This window comes from Brasilonema sp. UFV-L1, assembly GCF_012912105.1.
In the GTDB taxonomy this organism is placed as follows: Bacteria; Cyanobacteriota; Cyanobacteriia; order Cyanobacteriales; family Nostocaceae; genus Brasilonema.
The window spans coordinates 1-23,401 of sequence record NZ_QMEA01000050.1; the positions used below are offsets into that span (position 1 = coordinate 1).

General features: G+C 42.9%; 28 protein-coding genes. 18 read left to right on the forward strand and 10 right to left on the reverse strand.

Annotation, left to right across the window (positions count from 1 at the left end):
• The first annotated feature begins 1,405 nt into the window (after positions 1 to 1,405).
• The 4 genes from DP117_RS15890 (at position 1,406) to DP117_RS15905 (ending at position 4,429) form a co-directional block, all read left to right on the forward strand.
• Positions 1,406 to 2,254: a 3'(2'),5'-bisphosphate nucleotidase CysQ gene (locus DP117_RS15890; RefSeq protein WP_169219270.1), complete on the forward strand. Its 849-nt coding sequence runs from the start codon at positions 1,406 to 1,408 to the stop codon at positions 2,252 to 2,254.
• Between the two features lie 26 nt (positions 2,255 to 2,280).
• Positions 2,281 to 3,156 carry a substrate-binding domain-containing protein gene (locus DP117_RS15895; protein WP_169219271.1) on the forward strand — a complete coding sequence of 292 codons (876 nt, stop codon included), beginning with the start codon at positions 2,281 to 2,283 and terminating at the stop codon, positions 3,154 to 3,156.
• Positions 3,157 to 3,276: 120 nt separating this feature from the next.
• Complete coding sequence (locus DP117_RS15900) at positions 3,277 to 3,462, forward strand: hypothetical protein (RefSeq protein ID WP_169219272.1); 186 nt, start codon at positions 3,277 to 3,279, stop codon at positions 3,460 to 3,462.
• A 115-nt stretch (positions 3,463 to 3,577) separates the two neighbouring features.
• Positions 3,578 to 4,429 (forward strand): ABC transporter ATP-binding protein, encoded by an 852-nt coding sequence (locus DP117_RS15905; protein WP_169219273.1) that lies wholly within the window; start codon positions 3,578 to 3,580, stop codon positions 4,427 to 4,429.
• A gap of 7 nt (positions 4,430 to 4,436) precedes the next feature.
• Here the strand turns inward: DP117_RS15905 and DP117_RS15910 are convergent, their stop codons facing one another.
• Entirely contained in the window at positions 4,437 to 5,057 is a 621-nt protein-coding gene (locus tag DP117_RS15910) for a tetratricopeptide repeat protein (protein ID WP_169219274.1), read from the reverse strand.
• Positions 5,058 to 5,719: 662 nt separating this feature from the next.
• On the opposite strand from DP117_RS15910, the gene DP117_RS15915 reads away from it, so the two are divergent.
• Positions 5,720 to 6,046: a YbjQ family protein gene (locus DP117_RS15915; protein ID WP_169219275.1), complete on the forward strand. Its 327-nt coding sequence runs from the start codon at positions 5,720 to 5,722 to the stop codon at positions 6,044 to 6,046.
• 370 nt (positions 6,047 to 6,416) lie between these two features.
• On the forward strand, positions 6,417 to 7,049 hold the full coding sequence (locus DP117_RS15920) for a hypothetical protein (RefSeq protein WP_169219276.1): 633 nt from the start codon (positions 6,417 to 6,419) through the stop codon (positions 7,047 to 7,049).
• A gap of 154 nt (positions 7,050 to 7,203) precedes the next feature.
• Here DP117_RS15920 and DP117_RS15925 read toward each other — a convergent pair whose 3' ends face one another.
• The 3 genes from DP117_RS15925 to DP117_RS15935 form a co-directional block, all read right to left on the reverse strand.
• Complete coding sequence (locus DP117_RS15925) at positions 7,204 to 7,464, reverse strand: hypothetical protein (protein ID WP_169219277.1); 261 nt, start codon at positions 7,462 to 7,464, stop codon at positions 7,204 to 7,206.
• A gap of 269 nt (positions 7,465 to 7,733) precedes the next feature.
• Entirely contained in the window at positions 7,734 to 8,207 is a 474-nt protein-coding gene (locus DP117_RS15930; protein ID WP_211176144.1) for a tetratricopeptide repeat protein, read from the reverse strand.
• 68 nt (positions 8,208 to 8,275) lie between these two features.
• On the reverse strand, positions 8,276 to 8,470 hold the full coding sequence (locus DP117_RS15935) for a hypothetical protein (protein ID WP_169219278.1): 195 nt from the start codon (positions 8,468 to 8,470) through the stop codon (positions 8,276 to 8,278).
• Between the two features lie 400 nt (positions 8,471 to 8,870).
• On the opposite strand from DP117_RS15935, the gene DP117_RS15940 reads away from it, so the two are divergent.
• From DP117_RS15940 to DP117_RS15980, 9 genes are all read left to right on the forward strand, one after another.
• On the forward strand, positions 8,871 to 9,407 hold the full coding sequence (locus DP117_RS15940) for an AraC family transcriptional regulator (RefSeq protein ID WP_169219279.1): 537 nt from the start codon (positions 8,871 to 8,873) through the stop codon (positions 9,405 to 9,407).
• 651 nt (positions 9,408 to 10,058) lie between these two features.
• A complete protein-coding gene (locus DP117_RS15945) occupies positions 10,059 to 10,583 on the forward strand; it encodes a hypothetical protein (RefSeq protein WP_169219280.1) in 525 nt (174 codons plus the stop codon).
• Between the two features lie 280 nt (positions 10,584 to 10,863).
• Positions 10,864 to 11,478, forward strand: coding sequence for a hypothetical protein (locus DP117_RS15950; protein ID WP_169219281.1), 615 nt, complete (start codon positions 10,864 to 10,866; stop codon positions 11,476 to 11,478).
• 353 nt (positions 11,479 to 11,831) lie between these two features.
• Positions 11,832 to 12,413 carry a hypothetical protein gene (locus DP117_RS15955; protein WP_169219282.1) on the forward strand — a complete coding sequence of 194 codons (582 nt, stop codon included), beginning with the start codon at positions 11,832 to 11,834 and terminating at the stop codon, positions 12,411 to 12,413.
• Between the two features lie 177 nt (positions 12,414 to 12,590).
• A complete protein-coding gene (locus DP117_RS15960) occupies positions 12,591 to 14,291 on the forward strand; it encodes a S8 family serine peptidase (protein ID WP_169219283.1) in 1,701 nt (566 codons plus the stop codon).
• A 49-nt stretch (positions 14,292 to 14,340) separates the two neighbouring features.
• Positions 14,341 to 14,733, forward strand: a complete 393-nt coding sequence (locus DP117_RS15965) for a protease complex subunit PrcB family protein (protein WP_169219284.1) — start codon at positions 14,341 to 14,343, stop codon at positions 14,731 to 14,733.
• 77 nt (positions 14,734 to 14,810) lie between these two features.
• A complete protein-coding gene (locus DP117_RS15970; protein WP_169219285.1) occupies positions 14,811 to 15,314 on the forward strand; it encodes a ribonuclease domain-containing protein in 504 nt (167 codons plus the stop codon).
• A gap of 283 nt (positions 15,315 to 15,597) precedes the next feature.
• Positions 15,598 to 15,762, forward strand: coding sequence for a protease complex subunit PrcB family protein (locus tag DP117_RS36245; protein WP_169219286.1), 165 nt, complete (start codon positions 15,598 to 15,600; stop codon positions 15,760 to 15,762).
• Between the two features lie 76 nt (positions 15,763 to 15,838).
• Entirely contained in the window at positions 15,839 to 16,504 is a 666-nt protein-coding gene (locus DP117_RS15980; protein ID WP_169219287.1) for a CAP family protein, read from the forward strand.
• 22 nt (positions 16,505 to 16,526) lie between these two features.
• On the opposite strand, the gene DP117_RS15985 is transcribed toward DP117_RS15980, so the two are convergent.
• The 3 genes from DP117_RS15985 to DP117_RS36255 all read right to left on the reverse strand — a co-directional run bounded on the left by DP117_RS15985 (position 16,527) and on the right by DP117_RS36255 (position 17,707).
• Complete coding sequence (locus DP117_RS15985) at positions 16,527 to 16,793, reverse strand: hypothetical protein (protein ID WP_169219269.1); 267 nt, start codon at positions 16,791 to 16,793, stop codon at positions 16,527 to 16,529.
• 418 nt (positions 16,794 to 17,211) lie between these two features.
• Positions 17,212 to 17,313, reverse strand: a complete 102-nt coding sequence (locus DP117_RS36250; protein WP_339381266.1) for a hypothetical protein — start codon at positions 17,311 to 17,313, stop codon at positions 17,212 to 17,214.
• Positions 17,314 to 17,518: 205 nt separating this feature from the next.
• The gene (locus tag DP117_RS36255; RefSeq protein WP_248277679.1) at positions 17,519 to 17,707 is read right to left on the reverse strand and encodes a type II toxin-antitoxin system HicB family antitoxin; all 189 of its coding nucleotides are present in this window, start codon (positions 17,705 to 17,707) and stop codon (positions 17,519 to 17,521) included.
• Between the two features lie 354 nt (positions 17,708 to 18,061).
• Here DP117_RS36255 and DP117_RS16000 point away from each other — a divergent pair, with 354 nt between their 5' ends.
• Positions 18,062 to 18,436, forward strand: coding sequence for a DUF4870 domain-containing protein (locus tag DP117_RS16000; protein ID WP_169219288.1), 375 nt, complete (start codon positions 18,062 to 18,064; stop codon positions 18,434 to 18,436).
• Positions 18,437 to 19,198: 762 nt separating this feature from the next.
• Here the strand turns inward: DP117_RS16000 and DP117_RS16005 are convergent.
• A complete protein-coding gene (locus DP117_RS16005) occupies positions 19,199 to 19,354 on the reverse strand; it encodes a hypothetical protein (RefSeq protein WP_169219289.1) in 156 nt (51 codons plus the stop codon).
• 164 nt (positions 19,355 to 19,518) lie between these two features.
• A complete protein-coding gene (gene ruvC / locus DP117_RS16010) occupies positions 19,519 to 20,010 on the reverse strand; it encodes a crossover junction endodeoxyribonuclease RuvC (protein ID WP_169219290.1) in 492 nt (163 codons plus the stop codon).
• Between the two features lie 175 nt (positions 20,011 to 20,185).
• Between ruvC and DP117_RS16015 the strand changes: the two genes are divergently transcribed.
• Both DP117_RS16015 and tsaE read left to right on the forward strand, forming a co-directional pair.
• A complete protein-coding gene (locus DP117_RS16015) occupies positions 20,186 to 21,553 on the forward strand; it encodes a gluconeogenesis factor YvcK family protein (protein ID WP_169219291.1) in 1,368 nt (455 codons plus the stop codon).
• A 143-nt stretch (positions 21,554 to 21,696) separates the two neighbouring features.
• The gene (tsaE, locus tag DP117_RS16020; RefSeq protein ID WP_169219292.1) at positions 21,697 to 22,158 is read left to right on the forward strand and encodes a tRNA (adenosine(37)-N6)-threonylcarbamoyltransferase complex ATPase subunit type 1 TsaE; all 462 of its coding nucleotides are present in this window, start codon (positions 21,697 to 21,699) and stop codon (positions 22,156 to 22,158) included.
• On the opposite strand, the gene DP117_RS16025 is transcribed toward tsaE, so the two are convergent.
• The gene (locus tag DP117_RS16025; RefSeq protein WP_169219293.1) at positions 22,145 to 23,257 is read right to left on the reverse strand and encodes a phosphatase PAP2 family protein; all 1,113 of its coding nucleotides are present in this window, start codon (positions 23,255 to 23,257) and stop codon (positions 22,145 to 22,147) included. The two genes, tsaE and DP117_RS16025, sit on opposite strands and share 14 nt — an antisense overlap.
• Positions 23,258 to 23,401 lie beyond the last annotated feature (144 nt).

Sequence of the window (23,401 nt, forward strand, 5' to 3'; positions counted from 1 at the left end):
GTGCGGGGCGAGGGCGCGAAGAAGCTAACGTCGAAAAATCAAGTAGAGTATCTGGCAACTCAGATAAATAATTTGTCATGCCATTCTCCATCCATCTGATTTGTGTATAAATATAGACATTACCAACTCAAGAGTTAATTCTCGATTACGTGGTTTCTTGCATGGAGTCGTCATTGTGCTTTGAACGGAGCAAATGAATCTTGTCATTCACAAGACTCTCTTCTCTAGCGAGTCTCTAAAAAATGCTTATTGACTTAAAACTGAGTTTTACTTTTGACTTAATTTGTACAAGTAAGCAAAAGACCTTCAGTAATAAATCTGATTTTCTCGTTAAATACATAAATCAGACTTTTCGTCAATTACCTATGCACCAAATTTAGATGCGTTTGCCCCTGCTAAGTAGGTCAGTGAAAATAAACACAACTATATTAATAAGGGTAAAGGGTAACGGTCCAAGGGAAAAACCTTTACCCTTTAACCCTGCCCCTTATCCCCAGAGGGGACCCCACCTTCCCCTTTTCCCTTACAAAACGTTACATAGTTCGGTTTAATAGCGCCTATCTGCTTATGAGTCATTTTGTGTTCTCTAAAGTCGGTATATGATGTTCTACTTATTTAATGGGTGAAGGCTTAACTCATTTATGCAGTCACCAAGTAATTAACAGCCCAAAAAAGTCAAAGAAAATATCCCAAATGCTCGTTGAAGTTTTTAATTTAATTACACATCTGTCAAAAGACGGAAAGTAAACGCAAAAATTTTAGTCCTTTAGCTATAAATTTGATACAATATCCCCTTGTTAGTTATTCTGACCTTTCACGGGATGTAGAAGTGCGGTTCGTTGGTAGCTGGCGCGACCTGAAAAAGGTCGTTTAGGACGGGAAGCCTACTTCCCTAGTGGACTCACACCCGCTACCCCTACGTAAAAAACTCATAAGAGTCCGGTCACGCCTCAAGTAAGTAATGAACGAGGTGGAGTGCAGACCACGAAAGAAACCAAAACTGCTAGCCCTAAAGCGGTTAAGGAGCGAAGGGGTATCAATACTACTCGGTTAAGACTTTTTTGAACACCATAGACAACGACATTTCAATAGTTTTAGCCCCACCTAATTTCCTTAACCGAGCAGTATTGGAAGGGGTATCCTCTAATGGTGAACGTAAGTGAACTATCGTTTAAACTGCGTTATACGAAAAAGAGCCAAATTGGGCTGACAGGCTCTGACCAAAAGGTGAATGGACGGGGTTTATACGTTAGCTTGTCGTGCTATTCTACAACTCGTGGGATAGCCTCCTGTGCAAATCTCAAGATTGCAGTGTGCAGTACAACACTCCTCGGTTTTTAAATACGACTGCACAAAGCGATCGCTCATGACTAGCAGTTAAACACCCAAGGGGACAAGGCAATAAATGAAAGACTTAGAAAACATTTTAGAATTAGCTCGTTCCGTATCTTGGGGAGCAACAGATAGATTACGGTCTTACTACCACCAGACGAGCGACGACAACCTAGAAGTACAGTATAAACAAAATGAGCCTGTCACGATTGCAGATGTAAATGTCAATCATTACATCCTGGAGAATCTGCAAGGAGTTTTGGGTGATAAAGATTTTGCTTACATTAGCGAAGAAACTTACACAGGACAACAAACTCCGCAAGAATGGGTATGGATCATTGACCCTTTGGATGGTACACGAGATTTTATCGAAAAAACTGGGGAGTACGCAATTCACATCGCGTTAGTACACGAAACACGTCCGGTGCTTGCAGTCGTCGCAGTACCTGAAGCAGAAAAATTGTACTATGCCATCAAGGGAAGCGGTGCTTTTGTGGAAACCCGTGAGGCGAAAAGTTTATCATTACGAGTGTCATCACGAGAACGCCTGGAAGATTTAACTCTAGTCGTCAGTCGTAGCCACCGTAATGAAAGATTAAATTACTTGCTGCAACATCTACCATGTCAAAATCAGAAAGCAGTTGGCAGTGTGGGCGGTAAAATTGCTGCAATTGTCGAACAACGAGCAGATGTCTACATTTCTCTTTCTGGTAAGTCTGCCCCAAAAGATTGGGATATAGCTGCTCCAGAACTTATCTTAACAGAAGCTGGTGGTCAGTTTACTCATTTTGATGGCACACCGCTGCAATATAACACTGGTGATGTGAATCAGTGGGGTGGTTTACTTGCGAGTAACGGTCAGTATCACCAATTTCTTTGTCAGGAAGCAGAAAAAATATTAGCACAGTTTGAAAGTCACTAAATGTTTTTCAATACAAAACAAATTCGATGAAGCTGAATACCCAATGGTTGATCGTGATTTTGAGTGCGAGTATTATTTTTGGAGAACTTTACGGCTGTACAACTAACACCAGCACTCTTGTGAAGAATAAGGAGATCGCAAATACCCAAGCACAACAAGAGATTATCATCGGTGGTCAAAGTAGCACTTATCCGACTATGAAAATACTAGCTGATGTCTACACAGCCAAAGTTAAAAACATTCCAGTGTCTTTCGTCCCACCGAATCAACTGAAAATTGCTATTGCTGCTGTTAAAGAAGGACTACTTGATATTTGTAGCATGAGTGAGGAACTTCCCTCAGAAGAAAATGATGGCACACTGGACTATCGAGTAGTCACTAAGGACGCCCTTTTACTAGCCACACATCCGAGTGTTGAAGGCATTACTAACTTGACAACAGCAAATCTCAAAGCAATTTACAGTGGTGCTATGAAGAATTGGCAGCAAATAGGCGGTCCTGATGCCAAAATTATAGTACTAGACTTACCAGATAATGAGCCAGCTAAACGCCTTCTACGGAAATATTACCAAGGTAAGGATTTGAAAAATTCGCCGCAAGCAGTGATTTTGAAGGATGAGAAAGATATTATCACAGCGTTACAAAACACACCTTATAGCATTGGTGCTTTCTCTTCAGGCTACGCTATTTCTCACCATCTAGCCGTCAACCTTCTTAGCTTAAATGGTGTAGAAGCCACTCCAGAAAATGTACAAAGTGGTCGGTATCAAATGGTACGTACTATACGTCTTGTCTCGAAAAAGACGACTTCTGAGGCTATTGAGGCTTTTATTAATTTTACTAATAGCAAACAAGCAGCTTTAGCACTGCGTAAGTCCGCTTTTGTGTCATCTACCTATTAGGGTATATGCGTTATTTAATTTTTGTCAACAACTCTATTTTTATGATTTGAATTACTATATAATAAAAGTTTCCACTATTTGATGTCATTTGGGTGATCTACTATTTTAGGAGTGGAATTTATGAAAAAAGAACATCGAGTAACAGTCGTCAATGAGCGACTCAGAAATATCATTTCAAGAGTAGAATCTGCGCCGAACACGAATCATCTCAAGTTACTTGAACCCTCTGCACCCATACAGATATTGCCAAAAACAAGTACTTGTTCTGGTGAGGATGAGAATTCAGATGTCAAGCAATCCCACTAAATACTAGCAAACGCAATGGCAACTACCCAAATGCGCGCCCGGAAAATCTTGATCGCGTTTTCATCTGGCACAATAGTCACAACAAGCGATCAACTTCTCTGTTGCCAAACGACTCATGAGTGTTGCTGTTCATCTAGAAAACGTCTACAAACTTTACAATAATATTCCTGTGGTGAATGACCTCTCATTCACTATAAATGCGGGAGAAATGTTTGGTTTACTTGGTCCGAATGGTGCGGGTAAATCTACTACAATTCGGATGTTAACCACACTCACGAAACCAACTCAGGGACAGATACACGTCTTTGAACATGATGTGGTGAGCCAACCCATACTAGCAAAACAATGTCTAGGTGTTGTGTTACAGCAAATTAGTGTTGATGACGATTTAACAGTATGGGAGAATATGGAGCTGCACGGAAGGCTACATCACATTGCCAATCCTGGGCGACAGAAACTGATTCATCAATGGCTAGAGTATGTTGAACTGGCAACCAGACGTGATAATTTGGTAAAAAGTCTGTCTGGGGGTATGAAGCGACGGTTACAGATAGCAAGAGCTTTGTTACATCAACCGCAAATTCTGTTTTTAGATGAACCAACAGTCGGACTAGATCCTCAAACAAGGCGACGTCTTTGGGAAATTATTCGAGATTTAAACAAGCAAGGGATGACAATGCTGCTGACGACTCATTATATGGATGAGGTCGAGTATTTGTGTCATCGCATTGGTATTATGGATAGTGGTAAGTTAATTTCTCTTGGCACATTACAAGAATTACGCTCTGCTCATGGCGAGGGTTTAGTGATCAAGCAAGTGGGAGATCGTTGGGAATATCTTTTTTTCCCAACTTTAGAAGATGCAAACTCTTACCTCAATCAACAACAAGATAAAACAGGAATGATGGTTCGTCCCTCTAACTTGGAAGATATTTTCGTAGAACTCACCGGACGCAAGTTGGACTAGTCTTATCTTATCCTCTCAAAGTTCGTAGTAAGTCTTCTACTCTTCCGACGCTATCTTGCTTGCCTTGCTTTTCATACAAATCACGGGCTTGTTGAAACGCTGCGATCGCATCTTTTGATTTGCCCTGTTTCATTAAAATATTACCCCGCAATTCATAAACTTGGGGATTTTTAGGATCAAGACTGACAGCTTGTTCGTACGCCCATTTCACATTGTTGTTTTCTCCCAAACGCAACAGAACTGTCGCTAACCCTATATAGGCGTTGACGTTACTGCGGTTAGCTTGTATTGCACGACGGTAAGCCTCTTTTGCTCCCTTATTATCTCCCAAATTACCACTGACGTAACCCAAAGCATACTGATAATCGCTATTGTTAGGATTTAAAGCAACAGCACGACGGTAAGCCTGTAGTGCTGCGGAAAAATTCCCTTGTAAGGCGTAGAGGTAGCCAATACCTGAAGAAATCGTAGCGTTTTTTGGCTCCAGTGCAGCTGCTCTTTGATAGATGGCGATCGCTCCATTATAATCACCACTATCTACCAGCCTCCGCCCTTCCTCCAAAAGTCCTTTTAATTCCTGACTACTTTGTTGTGGTACTGCTTCTTGAGCCTGAGTAACTAAAGGCATTGTTACTACAAAGCTCCCTAATAGGAGAACACTTACTAGAAATGATGTTCGATTGTACACAGTTAGTTCCCTGAAAGTTTCTGCAACTGTTTCCCACAATCTCCGTGGATGCTTGTCCATTAAAACAGATATATTTGATTTTGCAAACTCTGTTTGTTTACTTTTACAAAATATTTACGATAAATTTTCTTTATTTCTGGGAACTGATACTATTTTGGATTTTAGATTCTAGATTTTGAATTGTGAAAGTGTTACTAGTAATCGCTTTTAGCGCTCTATCTGTCGCAATCACTTTTCAAATTAGTATTACAATAATTTAACAGTTTTTCCTCAGAAAATCTGCTTCTCAATTATCTGCTTGATGTTTCAACGTCTACTCCCTTCGGTGCTAGAAGAAATACCTATTTGAATGAACCGCTTAGCAAGAGTGTGTCCCGTTCGCTTTGCGCGTGCCCGTAAGAACTCAGGGACATACACACAAAGTACACAAACAAACAAGAGAAGAAGAACGGTAATTTTATGGTGGTAAGAAAGTAATCTTTGGTTTGCCGCCCTCCAAGCGTCTACGTATCCTTTGTGATATGCGTGACGTACTCCCGAACGTTCAACAAAATCTTACAACTCAAATAGGATCGCTATAGTTGTGTTTTTGAGGCAAATCCATGATTTTAACTACGACTGATGTCATTCAAGGAGCTATCATTCAATCATATTCAGGCATTGTAACGGCAGAAGTTGTCTACGGCAGTAATTTTTTACGAGATTTTTTTGCTAGCATCCGAGATATTATAGGTGGACGCACAGGCAGTTACGAACGCCTATTTGAAGAAGGTCAACGTAAAGCTTTAGAAGAATTAGAGCGGCGAGCATTACGTCTAGGGGCAGATGCTGTTGTCGGCATTGAAATCGATACTGGCACAATCAATGTTGACCAATCAGGTGTTCTCCTACTAATTACTGCTACAGGTACTGCTGTCAAACTACGTTAGCAGTTAGCAGTTATCAGTTATCAGTGAACAGTTCACTGATAACTGTTTCGATATTGATGAAAGATAAGAATGATAAAATTTCATTGAAGGATTCAAGATATCGTTCAATTATAGTGAAATGAACCTGATTCTGATTGTGTCGTTTTGTGACTTTTCTTCTTTTATTTATTAATTTTGTTAAGCAATGAAAACTTCAGAAAAAGTCACAAAAATTTGTGAAAAATAACAGATTTTTTTTATGACTTAGGATAGAGTCATGAACTATTTCCGCTGATAGATATTAAAAACTATAATAGGCAATTTAATTTTAATCATTAGCATGAATAGTTGAAGAAAAAACTTTATTGGAGTGGAAAGGAAAAAGTAGTCTATGTCATATACTAATCGAGCAGGAAATGAGGTGATTACCGACCCTGCAGTAGTAGCTAGAGTTACTGATTATCACGATCTCGTTCGTTGGGGTCCTATCATTTCTGGTTTGTTGATTGCCTTAGCAACTCAATTGGTTTTAAGCTCTATTTTTGCTGCAATAGGAGCAGGTAGCATTGAAGCTTCAGGTAGACCGAGAACAATTGCTCCAGATGTGGCTGGGAATATTGGTATTTGGTCAACCATTGCTTTATTGATTTCGCTATTTACTGGTGCTTGGGTTATGGCTCGTGCTTGTGGTCCAATGAACCGCAATACAGCTCTTCTCAACGGCGCAATACTTTGGGCAACAACTTTGGCAGTCAGCTCTTGGTTACTAGCTAGTGGAGTATCTGGTGCTTTTGGTATTGCTGCTTCTAATGCTGGAGAAGTCATTAACCAGGTGCAACAGCAAGGAGGCGTTCCTGTACCAAGAAATACAACTAACGTCAGTGCGCAAGAAGCTCGTCAAATTGCAGCAAATGTACGTTCAGGATTGTGGTGGTTTGTATTTGGTTCTTTGTTAGGTTTACTTGCTTCAATGGTTGGAGCTGCTACAGGAAGTCGCAGTCCACGCAATAATCATTACGTCTAAAAATTTGTCTAGATTGAATCCTGCATGATTCTCAACTCAGCCCATAGCTCACCGAAAAATGAATTTCCGAACTCAGAGTTTAAGTATACTAATTGTGGACTGAAATTCTAAATAATCAGTATTGAGTCCTCTCAAGAGGACTCTTGCTATAAGCTCATGCATGAAGATTCGCTTGCTCTTGCAACCACGGATCAACAGGTTGTCCATCTTTTCGACGTAACTCGATTTCAACAACCATAACTGATTTTGAACCAGGAGGTGCAGGTTTTTGATGGAAAAGAATATCGTAATCTGCTGGGTTATGATTGCGCTCTTTTAGCCAATCATACACTTTTGTTGTCGCGAAAAACGATTGCCCGTTCTCAAACATCCGGGTAATCTCCATTTGTAGAGTGTAGGGATTGAGTCTGCCCATTGTCTACTGCCTTTGTTTAGTAATCTAAAGTTAGGGATTTCCCCTACTTTATGTTATCCGTTTCATGTGCAGTTCATCATTACCGAGATACAGGACAAGAAGCAGGTGTTTGTCAAGGGCTGTGAGGGTTGACATGACTCGATTGCGCTACGAGTTCTATATTTCCATTGCTATCAACTATCCAACCAGTAGCTTCCACAATTTGAGTTGTCGCAGCCGCAACTTTGGGAGTATTTGAGACTGCTGTTGGTTGTGGCGAAATTGTTGTTTTAAATCTCGGCTATATTTTTTTGATTACCAATTTTGCTTATGGTGCGAGCAAAGTTGATACGTGCATAGATACCAACTTGAGTGGTAGGCACAGTTGCTAATTGAGATTGGATTGTGGGTATTAATGTTTGGGCTTCTGCTATTCGTTCATTCAAGGCAAGCAAGCTGAGTTGATTGATTTGGGCTTGAACTTTGGTGAGTGGGTTGGATGCAACTAAAGCTGCATTTTCATAATGAGTTATTGCGTCTTCTATTTTACCTAAAACTCTAGCAGTATTACCAAGGGAAAATTCTGTTAAGCTAATTTCTAAAGGCAGTTGCAGACGTTGGGCAATTTCTAAGCTTTGTTGTAAGTTTTCTTTTGATTGTTCTAAGTCACCTAATTGTTGCTGGGCATTACCGAGAGAGCGTAAAGCAGTCACTTTTTCAAGTGAGTCAGGTTGGGTTTGTAACTGTTGGGAGACTGTATTCAATAGACATCTCCAGAAATTAATAAGGAAATACCCCGTCCTTAAGGATGGGGTTTAGTCCCTATTATGCGTTACGTGAAACTCTTGTAGAGACCGTACAGTACTGTCTCTACATTGTTTTCCAACAGAGGTCTATTGTATTGTTTACCTAATCGCTTCCAAATTTGCTCTGCTTGCTGTGATGTTTTTAGAGAGACATCTGCTTGTCCTTGTGACAGTTGCAGTCCGCCTTGAATCTCTAGAGTTTGTGCTAGAACTTCCAGCAATTCTGACTTGGGTGGGACACAGGAAAGGTTACAGCATTTTTGTTGTTTTTAGCATGATATCCGTGTCATCATGCTTAGCAGAACGCAAAGAGTGCCAACTTCCGTGCGGTTCTGCAATAGTCAGATTTCGCAAGAATTTCCCATTTCTATCTCACTGGTGCATAAGTTGATTTTGCTTGCACTTAATTAAAGAAGGAAGGGCAGCAAATAAGTCTGATTCACAAAATCGATTTTTATCAATGCGTAAGTCCTCATCAGAAGGCAAAGCTAAAAGCCTCTGATTTACCACAGTGAATCAACCAAAGTCACTATAAATTTTTCAGCTTAAAAGTTCATATGTAATGAGTCACAAGTGATGCAAGATTACCAAGTAAAAATGTATTAAATCTTGGGATGAAAAATGAAAAAAATTTTAGTGATAGATGATAAACCTGAAAGTAAAAAACACTTAATTAAATGCTTAGAGGCAGCAGGTTTTGAAGTAATTTGCACAGGCAATCATTTTTTTAATGTTCAGCTAGGACAGGAGAAGTTGTCTACAGATGAGGAATGTGAAAAATCGAATACTCCTCAGTCTAGATTTCCATCAATTCCTCAACTACATGAAGTTTTCGAGTTTATTGAATTGAACTATCATCAAAGTATTAGCCTCAAACAAGTCGCTCAAGCAGTTGGTTATTCGTCAGCTTACTTAACCAACTTGGTACGAAATCTTACTGGAAAAACGGTAAATGATTGGATTATTGAGCGTCGGATAGCCGAAGCATGCACCTTACTTTTATCAACTAACGACTCTGTTAATCAGATTGCTTTACAAGTAGGCTATAAAAACATCAATCATTTTTACTCTCAGTTTCGCAAGTACCATAAAAATACTCCCCATGCTTGGAGAAAAGCACAGCGTTGTCAAGTCAGTCAGAACAAAATATATAAGTAAATAAAAGGGAACTTCGGAGCTTTGTATGTATAGCTGCACACGAATAGGGTGTCAGCGATAAAGATGACATGCTTCCAAACAGCAGTAAGTGACCGCCGAAGCGATCACTTACTGCTATTTATTTATGAAGTGTTTCACAAAAGACATTTATCATGTCTGAATAAACTACAATTTCTGAAATTTCAAAAATGATGAATACCTAAAAATAGTTAATTGTTTTTATAGAAATAAATAAAAATAGTGAATTAATAAATAAAGATAGTGAATTAGCAATAAAGTCAATCAAGAATACTATTGGTATTAGGAAAGGACGAAAGAGTTAGCCCTCAAGGTCAAGTTTCTTTCAATTAAATCAGGTATAAATGAACGCGAAGACGAAAACTTTTTAGGACTTACGCACGCTCACAAATTAACCATAATATGCATTATGCCAAATCAACGTTTCCGGCGCTGAACACAACCCTGATTTGGTCGCATATTGACTGTGTTGGGTGTTATGTGTGGCTCAAAAGCCTAGATTTAGTATAGTACATATGTATGATGCGTAAGTCCTACTTTTCTCAACGCATAATTTCTCAACCTATTTAATGACAACTTTCCTTCAACGAAATCTTTAAAACAACAAAACTCAAATTCTCAAAGGAGAAAATCATGGCAACCTACACAATCGAAGCAAATCTGGAACAATTTACTGAAGCAGATGGTGAGAGTTTGGAATTCAGTACGGAAGACTTGGAAGGTCTAGAAGCTGAGTCGATGGAAAGCACCAGCTTGGAAGATGTCAAGCCTGAGAGCGTAGCTGAGTCGCTAGAGGGTTTGATGGAGGGAGCGGAAGGAGCGGAAGCATATGGCTCCCGCCGCAGTCCTAGCAGTTCTGTGAACAAGCAGTTGCTCAAGACCTTCACAACTATTGTTAAGACATTGGTGAAGAAAATCATGAGCAACCCCAGAACTCGTACCAAATTGCAAGCGGCCATTCGCAAAGGTCCAACTGCGGTCGCCCAACTAATTACACCCAGCGTGGCTAAGGTATTACCTAGCTATTTCCGCTGGATGGCTCCTATTTACGTTCCTCCGGTTACTCGCGTCCTGTTTAGCCCTATCCGCAAACAGGCTGGGGTCAAAGCAGAGCAAGTTGAAGCAGCGCCTGAGTGGAATGGTTTTGGCAACTTCTAAGGCTCAGGACGAGGGATAAAAAAGGGTAATTAAAACGCCTTGCCGATTAAGGCTTCAGTTAGACTTAACACCGTCTGCACTACTCTACCTCAACTACCCTTTTGAAGAGAGGGAAGCATCTTTCCCTCAATACGGGCAACAGAACTAGAAGGTTTTTAGCTCTGTTGCCCGTTTCCTAGAAACTATCATCACTGAATTTTCTGTTCAACAAAGAATGACATTTCGTTGTGTCAGTCCCAAATTAACCTGCAAAAAACTTAACTGAAAAAAGGAAACAATTATGGCAACATACACAATTGAAGCAGATCTAGAACAATTTACTGAAGCAGATGCTGAGAGTTTGGAATTCGCGACGGAAGACTTGGAAGGTCTTGAAGCTGAGTCGATGGAGAGCATCAGCTTGGAAGATGTCAAGCCTGAAAGCGTCGCCGAATCACTGGAGAGTTTGATGGAGGGAGCGGAAGGAGCAGAAGCAAATGGTTATAGGAATGGCTATACCCGCCGTAGTCCTAGCAGTTCTGTAAACAAGCAGTTGCTGAAGACCTTCACAATTATCGTCAAGAAATTGGTGAAGAAAATCATGAGCAACCCTAGAACTCGTACCAAACTGCAAGCCGCCACTCGCCAAGGTCCAACTGCGGTCGCCCGACTGCTTACGCCCAGCGTGGCTAAGGTGTTGCCCAGTTATTTCCGCTGGATGGCTCCTATCTACGTCCCTTTGGTGACTGTTGCCCTGTTCGTTCCCATTTGCAAACAGGTCGGGGTCAAAGTAGAAGAAGTAAAAGAATTAGAAGCAGCTAAAAAACGGCGCTTCCCCAAACCTACATCGGATCGCGTCAATAATCTCTTGACGGCTATTGATATAGGTACCAAATTTTTGCCTGGGCAAAAGTAATCAGCCCGATCGCAACTGAATTCTCCCTGACATAGCCGCTTCATTAATCCTTTCCAAAATTGGACAACCTATTGCCTAACGGCAACGCTACGAATCGGGCGAAAAAGGCGGTTTTTTATGTCAACAAGTAAAAATAATTGAGAATAACCGCCTTTTTCGCCCCCTCCACGAGTACTTGTGAAGCCTCCACGAGTACTCGTGGGGGAAGGTTGTCCAATTTTGTCTAAGTTTCCCCAAGCCCTCAAGAGGCAGGAGCTCCAGGGAGCCGCTTTTTTCTAATGATAAACAGGATGAGTCAACAGCTTCCTAAACTTGACTTGTCACAAATCCTCAATTTCTCAAAGGAGACAATCATGGCAACATACACAATCGAAGCAGATCTAGAACAATTTACTGAAGCAGATGCTGAGAGCCTGGAATTCATGACCGAAGACATGGAAGGTCTTGAAGCTGAGTCAATGGAGAGCACCAGCTTGGAAGATGTCAAGCCTGAGAGCGTAGCCGAATCGCTGGAGGGTTTGATGGAGGGAGCGGAAGGAGCAGAAGCAAATGGCTATGGGAATGGCTATACCCGCCCCAATCCTAGCAGTTATGTGAACAAGCAGTTGCTGAAGACCTTCACAATTATCATCAAGAAATTGGTGAAGAAAATCATGAGCAACTCTAGAACTCGTATCAAATTGCAAGCTGCCACTCGCAAAGGTCCAACTGCGGTTGCTCAACTGATTACACCCAGCGTGGCTAAGGTATTGCCAACGTATTTCCGCTGGATGGCTCCTATTTACGTCCCTCCGGTTACTCTTGCCCTGTTCTACCCCATTTGCCAACAGGTCGGAGTCAAAGCAGAGGAAGTTGAAGCACAGCCAGAATTTCTTCCTTTGTTGTTGAGTTTTCTTTCAACAATACCATCGCTTATCCCTCGTCGTCAAAAATGAGGTTTGACTCACTCTACGCCAGCCCTCGCCTTGCTTGAAACAAACTAATTGCCTTCCCTGAAGGAGGCGAGGGCTGACGACTGAGTGCATTGCATCCGCCCTCCGATTCCTCTCCCGATCTAGGAAGTTGGAGGCTGAGATCTGATTTTCTTTCATCAATACAAGAAGTAAAACCCTATGAGTTTAGATGATTTTTACTTAACAGGTGAGCAACTCGATAGCGCTTCAAACAAAGTCCGCGACCAGTGGGGAGCCGAGATTGACGACAAACTTGAAAATCTCTTAGAGTATCAGATCCTGGCTGAAGAAGGCGCAATTGAGTCTACTGAGCGCCAACGGGTGATTATTCATTATAAACCAACTAAGTCGTTCGACAATTGCCTGAACGAGTTCGAGGACTTGGAGGACTCATATCAGAAACGCGGAGAAGACGTTGAATTCCAAGTGTTCGATGAATTTGAAAGCTTAGCAAATGAATCGATTGAGTCACTCTTGGAAGAGTTGCCAAACGCAGAGACTGGGGAACATTTAAGGTTGGGGAATGCTGTCGTTGCAAACCTCACCCCTGCCCAGATTAAACAAATTGCTAGTCGTAGTGATGTAGAACAAATAGAATTTGATAAGCCACTGAACTTGGAACTCGACCAGAGTGCTACAGCCGTGGGTGTGGTTGATGCTAGAATCCAAGGACTGGTTGGCACAGGCAAAGGCGTGATCATTGCTGTTCTAGATGGAGAAGTTGATATTAACCATCCTGACCTCAAGGGTCGTGTAGTTCACAAGCGGAACTACACCAACGAAGAGTGGGGCAATCCTCATCCCCATGGAACTCATGTGGCGGGCATCATTGCAGGTAACGGCTCCAAGTACAAAGGCATGGCACCGGGGGCAATAATCTGGAACTATAAAATTTTCCCTACTCAACCTGGAGAATCGACCGAATCGAGGGGTGCTGATGCGATTGAAGATGTCGTAAAGGATATGCAGCAAGAGAAACGATTACGGATTGCTAACTGTAGTTGGGGATCGCCCAGCCCAACACTTGATGGCAATAGCGTTGTTTCCGAAACCGCTGAACGAGCGACGAAAATAGGCTTAGTGCTAGTGAAAAGCGCAGGCAATGATGGTACTAAAAGACCTGGACCCGGAAGCATTACTCTCCCGGCAGATGCCAGAGGTGATGTGATTGTGGTAGGAGCGTCTAACCGTGATAGTACAAAGGTCATGCCTTTTAGCAGCCGGGGTCCAACGAGCGACGGGCGACCCAAGCCGGATATCTTGGCTCCTGGTGAATTGATTACGTCTGCCAAGCCTGGTGGCAGCTATCGGAGGGAGTCGGGTACCAGTATGGCATCTCCCCATATTGCCGGGATAGCTGCCTTGATTTTGGAGCGTTATCCAAAGCTTCAACCTATGCAGGTCAAGAGAATTCTGATGCAATCTGCCAAGAAACTGGCTTCTTCTGAGTTCGATGAAAATGCCCAAGGGGTAGGATTGGTGGATGCCGTTAAAGCGTTGCAGATTGCAGGACAACCGCTTGCAGAAGCAGAGAAGGTGACGCCTAGACCATCGGTTAAAGAATGGAAACTGCTGGAGCAGGTCAACATTGCCGTGCGAAATACGGGGGATGAAACAATGCAAGCCGTGAAAGCGAGCTTAGTTGGACCATTAGGTATTAAAGTGACGAGTGCCGAACAAGACTATGGCACGTTGCGAGTCGGTGCAGAGACAACCCGCGACTTTGGAATTGAAGTGCCTTCAAAGTTCAAGTCGCCTCAATACAAGCTGACTTTAAACCTCAATTTCACGACACCAAGTGGCAAGAAGAAGACTTGCTCTTACAAGCTAACGCATCAAGTTCCCAGTCTTCGGCGCTAGAACGTTGTGTCAGCAGAACGAAAACTTAACAAGGAGGTTCAAATTCAAAATGAACATCAGTTTCACCACTATTGCACGGGGTAATGATAGTGGTTATCAAAGCGCCAGTCAAATAATGGTGATTAATAACTCAGAGCAATGGATCGATCTTTGGCAACAGCACACCTATAATACTGAACCACCGCCACCCGTTCCTCAAGTGGATTTTACCCGTTACAGCGTAGTTGCTGTCTTTGCTGGAGAGAAGCCGACTGGCGGTTACTCGGTTGAGATTCTGAGTGTTGAAACCAGTGGTTCCCAAACTCAGAAGCAACTCGCGATTACCGTTCAGCAACGCCAGCCTGGAGCTGGAGATTTCGTGACAGAGGCGCTTACCTACCCATATCACATGATTAGGATTCCTAAAATTGATGCAAACAGGGTCGTCTTTAAAGACATTTAACGAGAGCGCGTCGTTCGCAAGGGCATCACCGTCACCTGATCCCAATTTAATACACATCAACAATATGAGCAAAAATCATGAAAGCACAGATAGTCGAACAAGTTGAGCTTTTTTCCGAAGCAGAACTCCAGAGCCTAGAGTTCGTGCCAGAGGAATTAGAAGCCATTGAAGCAGAGCGCGTTCCTGATTTGGAAAGTATATCTTTTGAGGATATTGCTGAAGACTTGGAAGCTTACTTCAAGGGAGGCGTTGAAGAGGCTGCGTTAGAAAGCCGTGGCGGCAGGCGTGGCGGCAAGGGCAAACCTAGTCCAGCTGAACGAAATCAAATCAGAGATATCAAAGACAATATTACAAACGGTAGACTTGGTGGCAGAGTATATAACAATGCAGGAGGTCATGGGGGTACTCGATTAACTCCCGCTCGAAAGGGGCAGGAATATCGAGAGTACGATCTTGGTCAAGCTAATGATGGTTCGCGTGGCAAGCACCGTCTCGTTGTATTGATCGGTTCAGACAGAAGATCCGTCGAAAAAATGTATTACACCAACAATCATTACACTTCCTTTACTCCAATCAGGTAAAATCAGCGTATTTACAGCTATTTTCAGTTAATTAAACTACAGATTTTCGTAGTGCGATCGCCTGATCTTGTAGGTTGGGTTAAGGCACGAAACTCAACAAACCAACTATCGTCTTATATGGCGGTGGATTGTAGAGAAATCAAATTGTAACTTAATGTTGGGTTTCGTGATCGCGAAACCCAACCAACACAAAAGAGCGATCGCTAATCTTGTAGAGACAGTCTTAAAAGTCAAGCGAAAGCGAGTGTAGGACGGGGAGCAAGATGCTCCCACTACCATCTTTGTGGAAACCAGTGGCTCCCAAACTCAGGAGCAACCGGCGATCGCGATTACCGTTCAGTATCGCCAGCCTAAAGCTGGAGACTTGGTGACAGAGGCGCTTACCTATCCGTATCACATGATTAGGATTGCCAAAATTGATGGCAAGGTCGTCCTTAAACACATTTAACCAAGCACGTCGTTTGCAAGGGCATCACCGTCATCCGATCCCAATTCAATACACATCAACAACATGAGCAAAAATCATGAAAGCACAGATAGTCGAACAAGTTGAGGCTTTTTCAGAAGCAGAACTCGAGAGCCTAGAGTTCGTGCCAGAGGAATTAGAAGCCATTGAAGCAGAGCGAGTTCCCGACTTGGACAGTATATCTTTCGAGGAAGTAGCCAAAGACCTGGAAGCTTATTTCGAGGGAGGTGTTGAAGGAGCTGGGTTGGAGGCACGGCGTCGGCCAGGTCGGCCGGTGAGGCCAGCAACGGCCCAATCGAGACTCAACATTCAAGAGATTTTAGCAGCTCATAATAAGTATCGATCAGAGGTAGGTGTTCCTCCCCTCAAATGGTCAGACACTTTGGCTAGAAGCGCTCAGCAATGGGCAAATCGACTGGCTTCAAGAGGTTCAGGTCTTCAACATAGTAGGTCTGGAGAGAACCTCTGGAGCGGAAGACCCTCAGGACGTTTTTCCTACACGCAGATGATAAATAGTTGGGGTAATGAAAAGAAATATTTTGTCAACCGTCCTAGCCCCAATTTCTCCACTACTGGTAAATTCGGAGATGTCGGTCACTACACCCAAATAGTTTGGAGAAACACGACAGAAGTAGGTTGCGCTTTGGCTAGTCGTCATGGACAAGATTATTTAGTTTGTCACTACAATCCAGCGGGGAATGTTTCGGGGCAAAAAGTTTTTTGAGCGGTGGTAACGCACCAAACCCTTAATAATAATGCGTTACGGATTTCATAAACCGCCACTTACTAGCAGCTGATACCACCTCATCACTATCTTGCAAGATGCTATCTGGTTCAACAAATTGCAAATTTATTCCAAAACGACTAAAAGACCGCAATTGAGCCAGTTCAGGATATTCGTCCAAGTGCGATAGCGTTTGCGTAGCGCCCCCTATGCCTATGTCCTGCGGACACGCTCCGCTAACGGCACGGCTTCGCCTATCGGGGCTAGCGCTGCTGCAAGCAGATCGCATGATCTTGTAGAGACAGTCTTAAAAGGAATGCGAAAGCGAGTGTAGGAAGGATGATGAGCGTGCGATGTCTGCTCTTACAGTGCGATAGCGAAGCGCTGCTGCAAGCAGATCGCGCTTTCTTGTAGGGACTGTGTTAAAAGTCAAGCGAAAGCGAGTGTAGGACGGTTGATGAGCGTGCGATGTATGTTCTCAAGAGTGCGATAGCGAAGCGCTGCTGCAAGCAGATCGCGCTTTCTTGTAGCGACAGTCTTAAAAGTCAAGCGAAAGCGAGTGTATGATAGTTGATGAGCGTACGATGTCTGTTCGTCCAAGTGCGAGCGCTAATTTTGCCGAGATTATCTTAAAAGTCAGGCGAAAGCGAGTGTAGGAAGGTTGATGAGCGTGCGATGTCTGTTCGTCCAAGGGCGCTCGCTTTATATCATAACAGGGACTTAAACTCGTTACGGGTTATCTGGCAATCGCGCAGTATTTGTGCTAGTAAACCCCGACCAATTGTTTCACCAGAATGTTCTGGAACCACCGTTCGACGCCCATCACTATGTATCAAAATATGATGACTTCCAAGGCACCCTAGCAACTTCAAAACCTATTTTACCAAGTGCTGCAATTGACTAGCGTCCTGTTAAACTTGGCAGTTGGCTCATACTTCAACCGCAACTCGTTGGACGCCCACAAAATCCAATGAATCCTGTTCTTCCTCAAATTCCAAACAGAGTTCGATAGCTTCAAGGGATACTTTCCATCAACTCATCTAAAGATTTGGCTTGCGTATGACATCCTGCAAGAACTGGAACCGAAGCGACAAAGTAGCCATCCGCATGTCGCTCGATAATCACATTAAATTCTCGCTTCATGATTAGCTGCCCTTGCTTTTTATTCCATTCTCTCACGATTACAGGAGTGCGATCGCTCATTTGTAGTTTGGGTTAATGTCCCGAAACTCAACAAACGGCGATCGCACATACAATAGCATTTGAAATGGATGCATATTTCACACCTTGCCAAGATATAGGGAAGGTTACAGCATTTTTGTTGCTTGTAGCATGATGACACGAATATCATGCTGATATGAGCATTTTATTTAAAGACAAAGGCACTGAAGATATTTTTGATGGCAACGATACAAAAGCAGTTGTTGAGTCGCATTCTAAAGTTAATCTATACTCAAGGAAAAACCTGAAGTTTTCTAAGTACGGTAATCTGCAATGCTAAATTTACTATGTAACCGTTAAAATTAAAACTAAAAAGTAAACTGAGGAGCCACCAAAATGCAAGTGACATACGATTCTGATAAACGCAAACTGCTATCATCTCTGTGTCATGGGGCGATTTTCTTTAGTACAGCATTGTTGTCTATTGGGATTCCAATTGCAATTAATTTAATTTCTGACGATCCAGTTGTTAAAAGCAACGCTAAAGAATCAATTAATTTTCACTTCAATGTTTGGTTCTGGGCAATTCTAATTGGAGTTCCAATTGGAATTCTATCTTGGCTCACCTTTGGCATTGGCGGAATTTTGTTCTTTCCCGTTGTTGCTTTTGGCTTTGCACTGCACTGGGGACTGACAATTTGGGCGCTGTTGCACTGCTTCACCAAATCTGATGAACCGTTTCGTTATCCATTTATTTTTCGACTTTTCTAATCATACAGCGCATTGCAAGTCATTGAGGTACAGCACTTTTGTCTAAAAGCCAGGCAGAAAGCCATTTTTACTTCTGTCGCTTGCGTGTTGTGCCTCTGGGCATATTCTGCTGAGTGGAACTCCGGAGTAGGTAGGGGAAACGCTCAAAAATTGCTGCTGTAAGTAAGTCGGCGTTAAAAAATCAACTTACGTTACAAAATGTAACATAAGCACATAGCATAAAAATGCCTCGTTATTTAACAGGTTTTACAAAACTCAACATACATTGGTTTTATCCAGTTACCAAGTACCCGCAGTATCAGTTATCAGTTATCAGTTTGAAGAAGAATGGGCTAGCCCCCTTAGGGGGCGCTGCGCAAACGCCCCGCTACGCTAACAGCAATTCTGAATTCAGTATTCAGAAGAAATAAATAAAGAATTGCGACTCCTGACCGGAGGCGGAGCTTTCCTTGCTCCGCTCCTGACTCCTGAACGCCAGGTGCTGTAGCCTGTGGGACCCCTTCGGGGAAGACCTCCGGTCTCGCTGCGCGTTCCGCCAGTTGCCTGTTGTCGGGAAAACGCCACATGCTTTAAGCCGGGAAACCCGTCCAACGCAGTGGCTCCCCTCCCGCACTTCTGTTGTCGTCACCGTCCACCGCACTGGCTCCTCCTGACTCCTTCACTGTGTACTGTTTACTGTTTACTGTGTACTGTGTACTGTGTACTGCTTGAACGTGCCGACTAACTTATTTCCTGGATGCTATCGCCCCTCCATCCGAAATCTCAAATCAGCGTCAGGTCATGGTCATCATTGACATTCTTGTTGGCAATTTCGGTACAACCAATGAAAGCCGAAATAGCTGTTTCCACTTCTGCTACTGAGGGTGGAAAAACTGAAATCTCTTCTACGTAAACGCCAGGAGTTTTGTACGCTGGCATAATTTTGGGTGTTTATGGTTTTGAAAGTTGAATCATCATATCTGCATTCACTTGATCAGCACCAGATTGAGGCAAGCGCCCAATTAGCAAATAGACCTCTCCAAAAATCGATTTTTAGTGCAAGCGCCGTAAAGGTTTCATAGCCATTTTTGGAGAGGTCTACTCTAAATCTGAAACCAAGCAGTCAGCGCCACAGCCAATGCATCCGCCGCATCATCCGGATGGGGAATGTAGTCTAAATCCAACTCCCGCGCCACTGCTTGCTGAACTTCGTGTTTTTCGGCGTTACCATATCCCGTTAACGCCTGTTTAATTTGGGCAGGGTTAAATTCCACTGTTGGTAAATGATGCTGCGCCAACACCAACATGACTATTCCCCGCGCTTGCGCAATGAGGATAGTATTTGCCATACGATAGAAAAAGAGCTTCTCGATTGCTACCAGATCGGGTTGAAACTCTTTGATCAGGGTGTGCAAATCGTCGTACAACGTACATAGCCGCTGTCCGATTTCCGTATTAGCTGGCGTATTGATAACACCAAAATCTAGTAGGTTTACAGAATCATGTTGCACCCTGTTTTGATGTTTTTGGCATATAATCGCTCCAAATCCTAAAATTGCTAGTCCCGGATCTATTCCTAAAATTCGCTGTTCCATTGACTTGTTGTTTTTTTTTGACCAAAAAGGCTATTGACTCGGTATACTGGCAATTTAGACTACGCATTTTGATCCAATCGGATTGAAAAGTGTAACAATTCCACACTTGGATTTCAACCAGGTGGTGTACATTTTCTGTTAATCACATTGTTAGTAGTACTGCTGTGGATCAGGTATGTCATTTGGTTTTCTAAGACTTGCCCTTAAAGCCCTGCAAAAGCAGTCACGCACTCGCACTTCCCATCGAGTAAACCAGTGGTTCAAATGGTTATCTCCTGGGCTATCGGTGAAACGGTGGTTGCTCATTAGTGCTGGAGGCGTACTTTTAGCAAGTCTGGGATTTGCGATCTCGATTAGGCTAACGCCAATTTTTTGGGCAATTAAGTTTTTGAGGAGCATTCTGGGAGTCATCACCGAGATTGTACCGTACTACATTAGCGGACCTTTGGTGGTAGTAGGTGGCTTGTTGTTGCTTTTATGGGGACAAACTCGGACAGTAAGTTCAATTACTCAGGTATTGAGATCAGAAGGTGATGAAGAGCTTATTGATGTTCTTTTAGCACATCGCCGCTTGTACCGGGGACCGAAAATTGTAGTTATTGGTGGTGGTACGGGACTTTCCACATTGCTTAGAGGTTTGAAAGTTTACAGCGCCAATATTACCGCCATTGTCACTGTAGCCGATGACGGCGGTTCTTCAGGACGGTTACGCCAGGAATTTGGTGTGCTACCACCAGGAGATATTCGCAATTGTTTAGCAGCACTAGCTGACGAAGAAAAGTTACTGACAGAACTGTTCCAGTACCGCTTTAAAGCTGGGGATGGTTTAACTGGTCATAGTTTTGGCAATTTGTTCTTGACGGCGATGAGTGACATTACTGGCGATTTAGAAAGAGGTGTCGCCGCCAGTTCTAAAGTCCTAGCAATCCGGGGACAAGTTTTGCCAGCAACCCTTAGCGATGTGCGCCTCTGGGCTGAGTTAGCTGATGGTCGCCGTATAGAAGGGGAATCTAAAATTACTGAAGCGGGTGGTACTATTGTCAAGATTGGCTGCATTCCTGCAAATCCGCCTGGTTTGCCAGCAGCTATTAAAGCAATTAAAGAAGCTAATTACATTATTATGGGTCCTGGTAGTCTTTACACCAGCGTGATTCCCAATTTGTTGGTACCAGAAATTGCTGATGCGATCGCCGCCTCAGAAGCACCACGTATCTACGTGTGCAACATCATGACACAGCCTGGAGAAACTCAGGGCTACACTGTAGCTGACCATATCAGGGCGATTGATACTGCTTGCGGTAGACCCTTATTTAATGCTGTACTGGTACACAAAAAATCTCCTAGTGCCCGCGCACTGATCCGCTACGCCCAACAACAGTCCCATCCTGTCTTCTTAGATAGAGAAGCCATAGCCCAGTTGGGACGGCGAATTGTGATCGCGAATGTTATGCATGAAGATGAAACAGGTTGTGTGCGTCACAACTCCCAACGACTAGCACGAGTGTTGTGGCGGTGGTATAGTGGAGCGCATCATAAAAAGTGAGGAGGACAAACCAATTCAAAATTCAAAATTCAAAATTCAAAATTCAAAGGTCAAAAAAAATATGTGGAGGAAATGCGAATTGCGCGTAGCGCCCCATAGGACATATTCATGATTTTGAATTCCCCTCAAGGGGGTGACTGATAATGAAATTTTTTCTGGCAGATACAACCGCAACGCGAAAACTTGGAATTATTCTTGGTCAATCGCTGAAGGCTGGTAGTGTCATTCTACTACAAGGTGATTTGGGTGCTGGCAAAACGACTTTGGTGCAAGGTATTGGGGAAGGTTTGGGTATCAGTGATCCAATTGTTAGCCCAACTTTCACCCTCATTAACGAGTACACAGAAGGACGCCTTCCTCTTTACCATCTGGATTTATATCGTTTGGAACCCAATGAAGTCACCGCCTTAAATCTAGAAACTTATTGGGAAGGTGTTGAGATGACACCAGGAATTGTCGCAATTGAGTGGGCCCAACGTATGCCCTATAAACCAGATAGCTATTTTAGCGTACGCTTAACTTATGGAGATGAAAACACTCGGAATGTGGAAATAACACCGTATAATTGCGCTCTCAGCGAAGAAATCGCTACTATGCGTATATAGTTTGTACTTTCTCTGTTTTTTGTGAATGTATAAGTCCTGATATTGTGTGTAAATATATAGCTGATGAGTGGTATTTTTCCCTGAGTTCCAACCTTTTAATACAGGCAAGCAACCACACTAAACCTACAGCATAGCCAGCTACCACATCAGTAGGCCAGTGTACACCAAGATAAAGCCGACTAAAACCTATCGCAACAATTAAGACAACCGTCAAGGCAAAAATTCGTCCTCGCCATTTCGGAAATTCCTTTGCCAAAATATAGCCTAAAAAGCCGTAAATCACCATTGACACCATTGCATGACCGCTAGGAAAGCTGTGGTGACCTACATTAATTATCCAGTCCCATAGGTCTGGACGTGCTCTACCAAACAGCAGTTTTAAAAAACAATTTAAGCTTACAGCACCAATTGCAGCGATGCTCAAGGTCGTTGCTTGAGTGCGACGTTTATAACGCAGCAGTCCTGTTCCCAATCCCAAACAAATCAACAGCAAAAAGGTTGGATCGCCAAGAAAAGTGATACCAAGCATGATGCGATCAAGAAGTGGCGTATGTAGCTTCTGAATTGCTAGTAAAATGCGTTCGTCAAGTCCATATCTGTGTAGCAGCCCTGTGCATAGAACAAGAGTAGAAACAGCAGTTCCTGATACTAAAATAAGTTGACTGCCCGCTTGCTCTAATTGTTTTTTCACATGCGTTTGGGTGCTTTCTTGTTTCTGAACGCTGGCTGTCAGCTGATTTAATTTTCTTTTGTTTATAGGTAAAATTTTTGCTTCTTCTGGCGCTGTGCTTATGTAAGTTGTCCTTACAGGTAATTTTGTGCCTTGTTTTCTGTAATCCAAGACAATTCTTTCAAGAAGCGAGGCTATAGCATTTGGACTGAAATCTGAATGGAAAAGAACAAGAACATTTCCTGTATCATGATTGGCACGAACTTGTCCAATGCCTTTCTTTTGTGATAATTTCGATTCCAGATATTTTTTGAGATTTTCCGAACCATAAAGTCCATTGACTTTGTATCTCGCTCTTCCTTTAACAGCAGTGTGTATTGCCCGAACTAAAGGATTTTGATTGAGGTGGTTATGGAAATGAATGCTCATTTTTCTAACTTATGATTTCAGTCAAACTGTATCTAAATTTGACAGGTGGGACATGAACCGGAAACGATGTCAATGGTAACTGTGTTGGCAAAAACGACACAACGCCAGCTACTCTGTGAGAAGCCGCGCTACGCACGGCTTACC

Coding starts and splice junctions, on each gene's coding strand:
- DP117_RS16000 (WP_169219288.1), top strand. CDS start 18,062: ATGCAAGTGACATACGATTCTGATAAACGCAAACTGCTATCATCTCTG.
- DP117_RS15965 (WP_169219284.1), top strand. CDS start 14,341: ATGAACATCAGTTTCACCACTATTGCACGGGGTAATGATAGTGGTTAT.
- DP117_RS15890 (WP_169219270.1), top strand. CDS start 1,406: ATGAAAGACTTAGAAAACATTTTAGAATTAGCTCGTTCCGTATCTTGG.
- DP117_RS15945 (WP_169219280.1), top strand. CDS start 10,059: ATGGCAACCTACACAATCGAAGCAAATCTGGAACAATTTACTGAAGCA.
- DP117_RS15900 (WP_169219272.1), top strand. CDS start 3,277: ATGAAAAAAGAACATCGAGTAACAGTCGTCAATGAGCGACTCAGAAAT.
- DP117_RS16015 (WP_169219291.1), top strand. CDS start 20,186: ATGTCATTTGGTTTTCTAAGACTTGCCCTTAAAGCCCTGCAAAAGCAG.
- DP117_RS15980 (WP_169219287.1), top strand. CDS start 15,839: ATGAAAGCACAGATAGTCGAACAAGTTGAGGCTTTTTCAGAAGCAGAA.
- tsaE (WP_169219292.1), top strand. CDS start 21,697: ATGAAATTTTTTCTGGCAGATACAACCGCAACGCGAAAACTTGGAATT.
- DP117_RS16025 (WP_169219293.1), bottom strand. CDS start 23,257: ATGAGCATTCATTTCCATAACCACCTCAATCAAAATCCTTTAGTTCGG.
- DP117_RS15925 (WP_169219277.1), bottom strand. CDS start 7,464: ATGGGCAGACTCAATCCCTACACTCTACAAATGGAGATTACCCGGATG.
- DP117_RS15915 (WP_169219275.1), top strand. CDS start 5,720: ATGATTTTAACTACGACTGATGTCATTCAAGGAGCTATCATTCAATCA.
- DP117_RS36255 (WP_248277679.1), bottom strand. CDS start 17,707: ATGAGCGATCGCACTCCTGTAATCGTGAGAGAATGGAATAAAAAGCAA.
- DP117_RS15940 (WP_169219279.1), top strand. CDS start 8,871: ATGAAAAAAATTTTAGTGATAGATGATAAACCTGAAAGTAAAAAACAC.
- DP117_RS15905 (WP_169219273.1), top strand. CDS start 3,578: ATGAGTGTTGCTGTTCATCTAGAAAACGTCTACAAACTTTACAATAAT.
- ruvC (WP_169219290.1), bottom strand. CDS start 20,010: ATGGAACAGCGAATTTTAGGAATAGATCCGGGACTAGCAATTTTAGGA.
- DP117_RS15970 (WP_169219285.1), top strand. CDS start 14,811: ATGAAAGCACAGATAGTCGAACAAGTTGAGCTTTTTTCCGAAGCAGAA.
- DP117_RS15910 (WP_169219274.1), bottom strand. CDS start 5,057: ATGCCTTTAGTTACTCAGGCTCAAGAAGCAGTACCACAACAAAGTAGT.
- DP117_RS15920 (WP_169219276.1), top strand. CDS start 6,417: ATGTCATATACTAATCGAGCAGGAAATGAGGTGATTACCGACCCTGCA.
- DP117_RS15895 (WP_169219271.1), top strand. CDS start 2,281: ATGAAGCTGAATACCCAATGGTTGATCGTGATTTTGAGTGCGAGTATT.
- DP117_RS15960 (WP_169219283.1), top strand. CDS start 12,591: ATGAGTTTAGATGATTTTTACTTAACAGGTGAGCAACTCGATAGCGCT.
- DP117_RS16005 (WP_169219289.1), bottom strand. CDS start 19,354: ATGCCAGCGTACAAAACTCCTGGCGTTTACGTAGAAGAGATTTCAGTT.
- DP117_RS15955 (WP_169219282.1), top strand. CDS start 11,832: ATGGCAACATACACAATCGAAGCAGATCTAGAACAATTTACTGAAGCA.
- DP117_RS15985 (WP_169219269.1), bottom strand. CDS start 16,793: ATGCGATCTGCTTGCAGCAGCGCTAGCCCCGATAGGCGAAGCCGTGCC.
- DP117_RS15950 (WP_169219281.1), top strand. CDS start 10,864: ATGGCAACATACACAATTGAAGCAGATCTAGAACAATTTACTGAAGCA.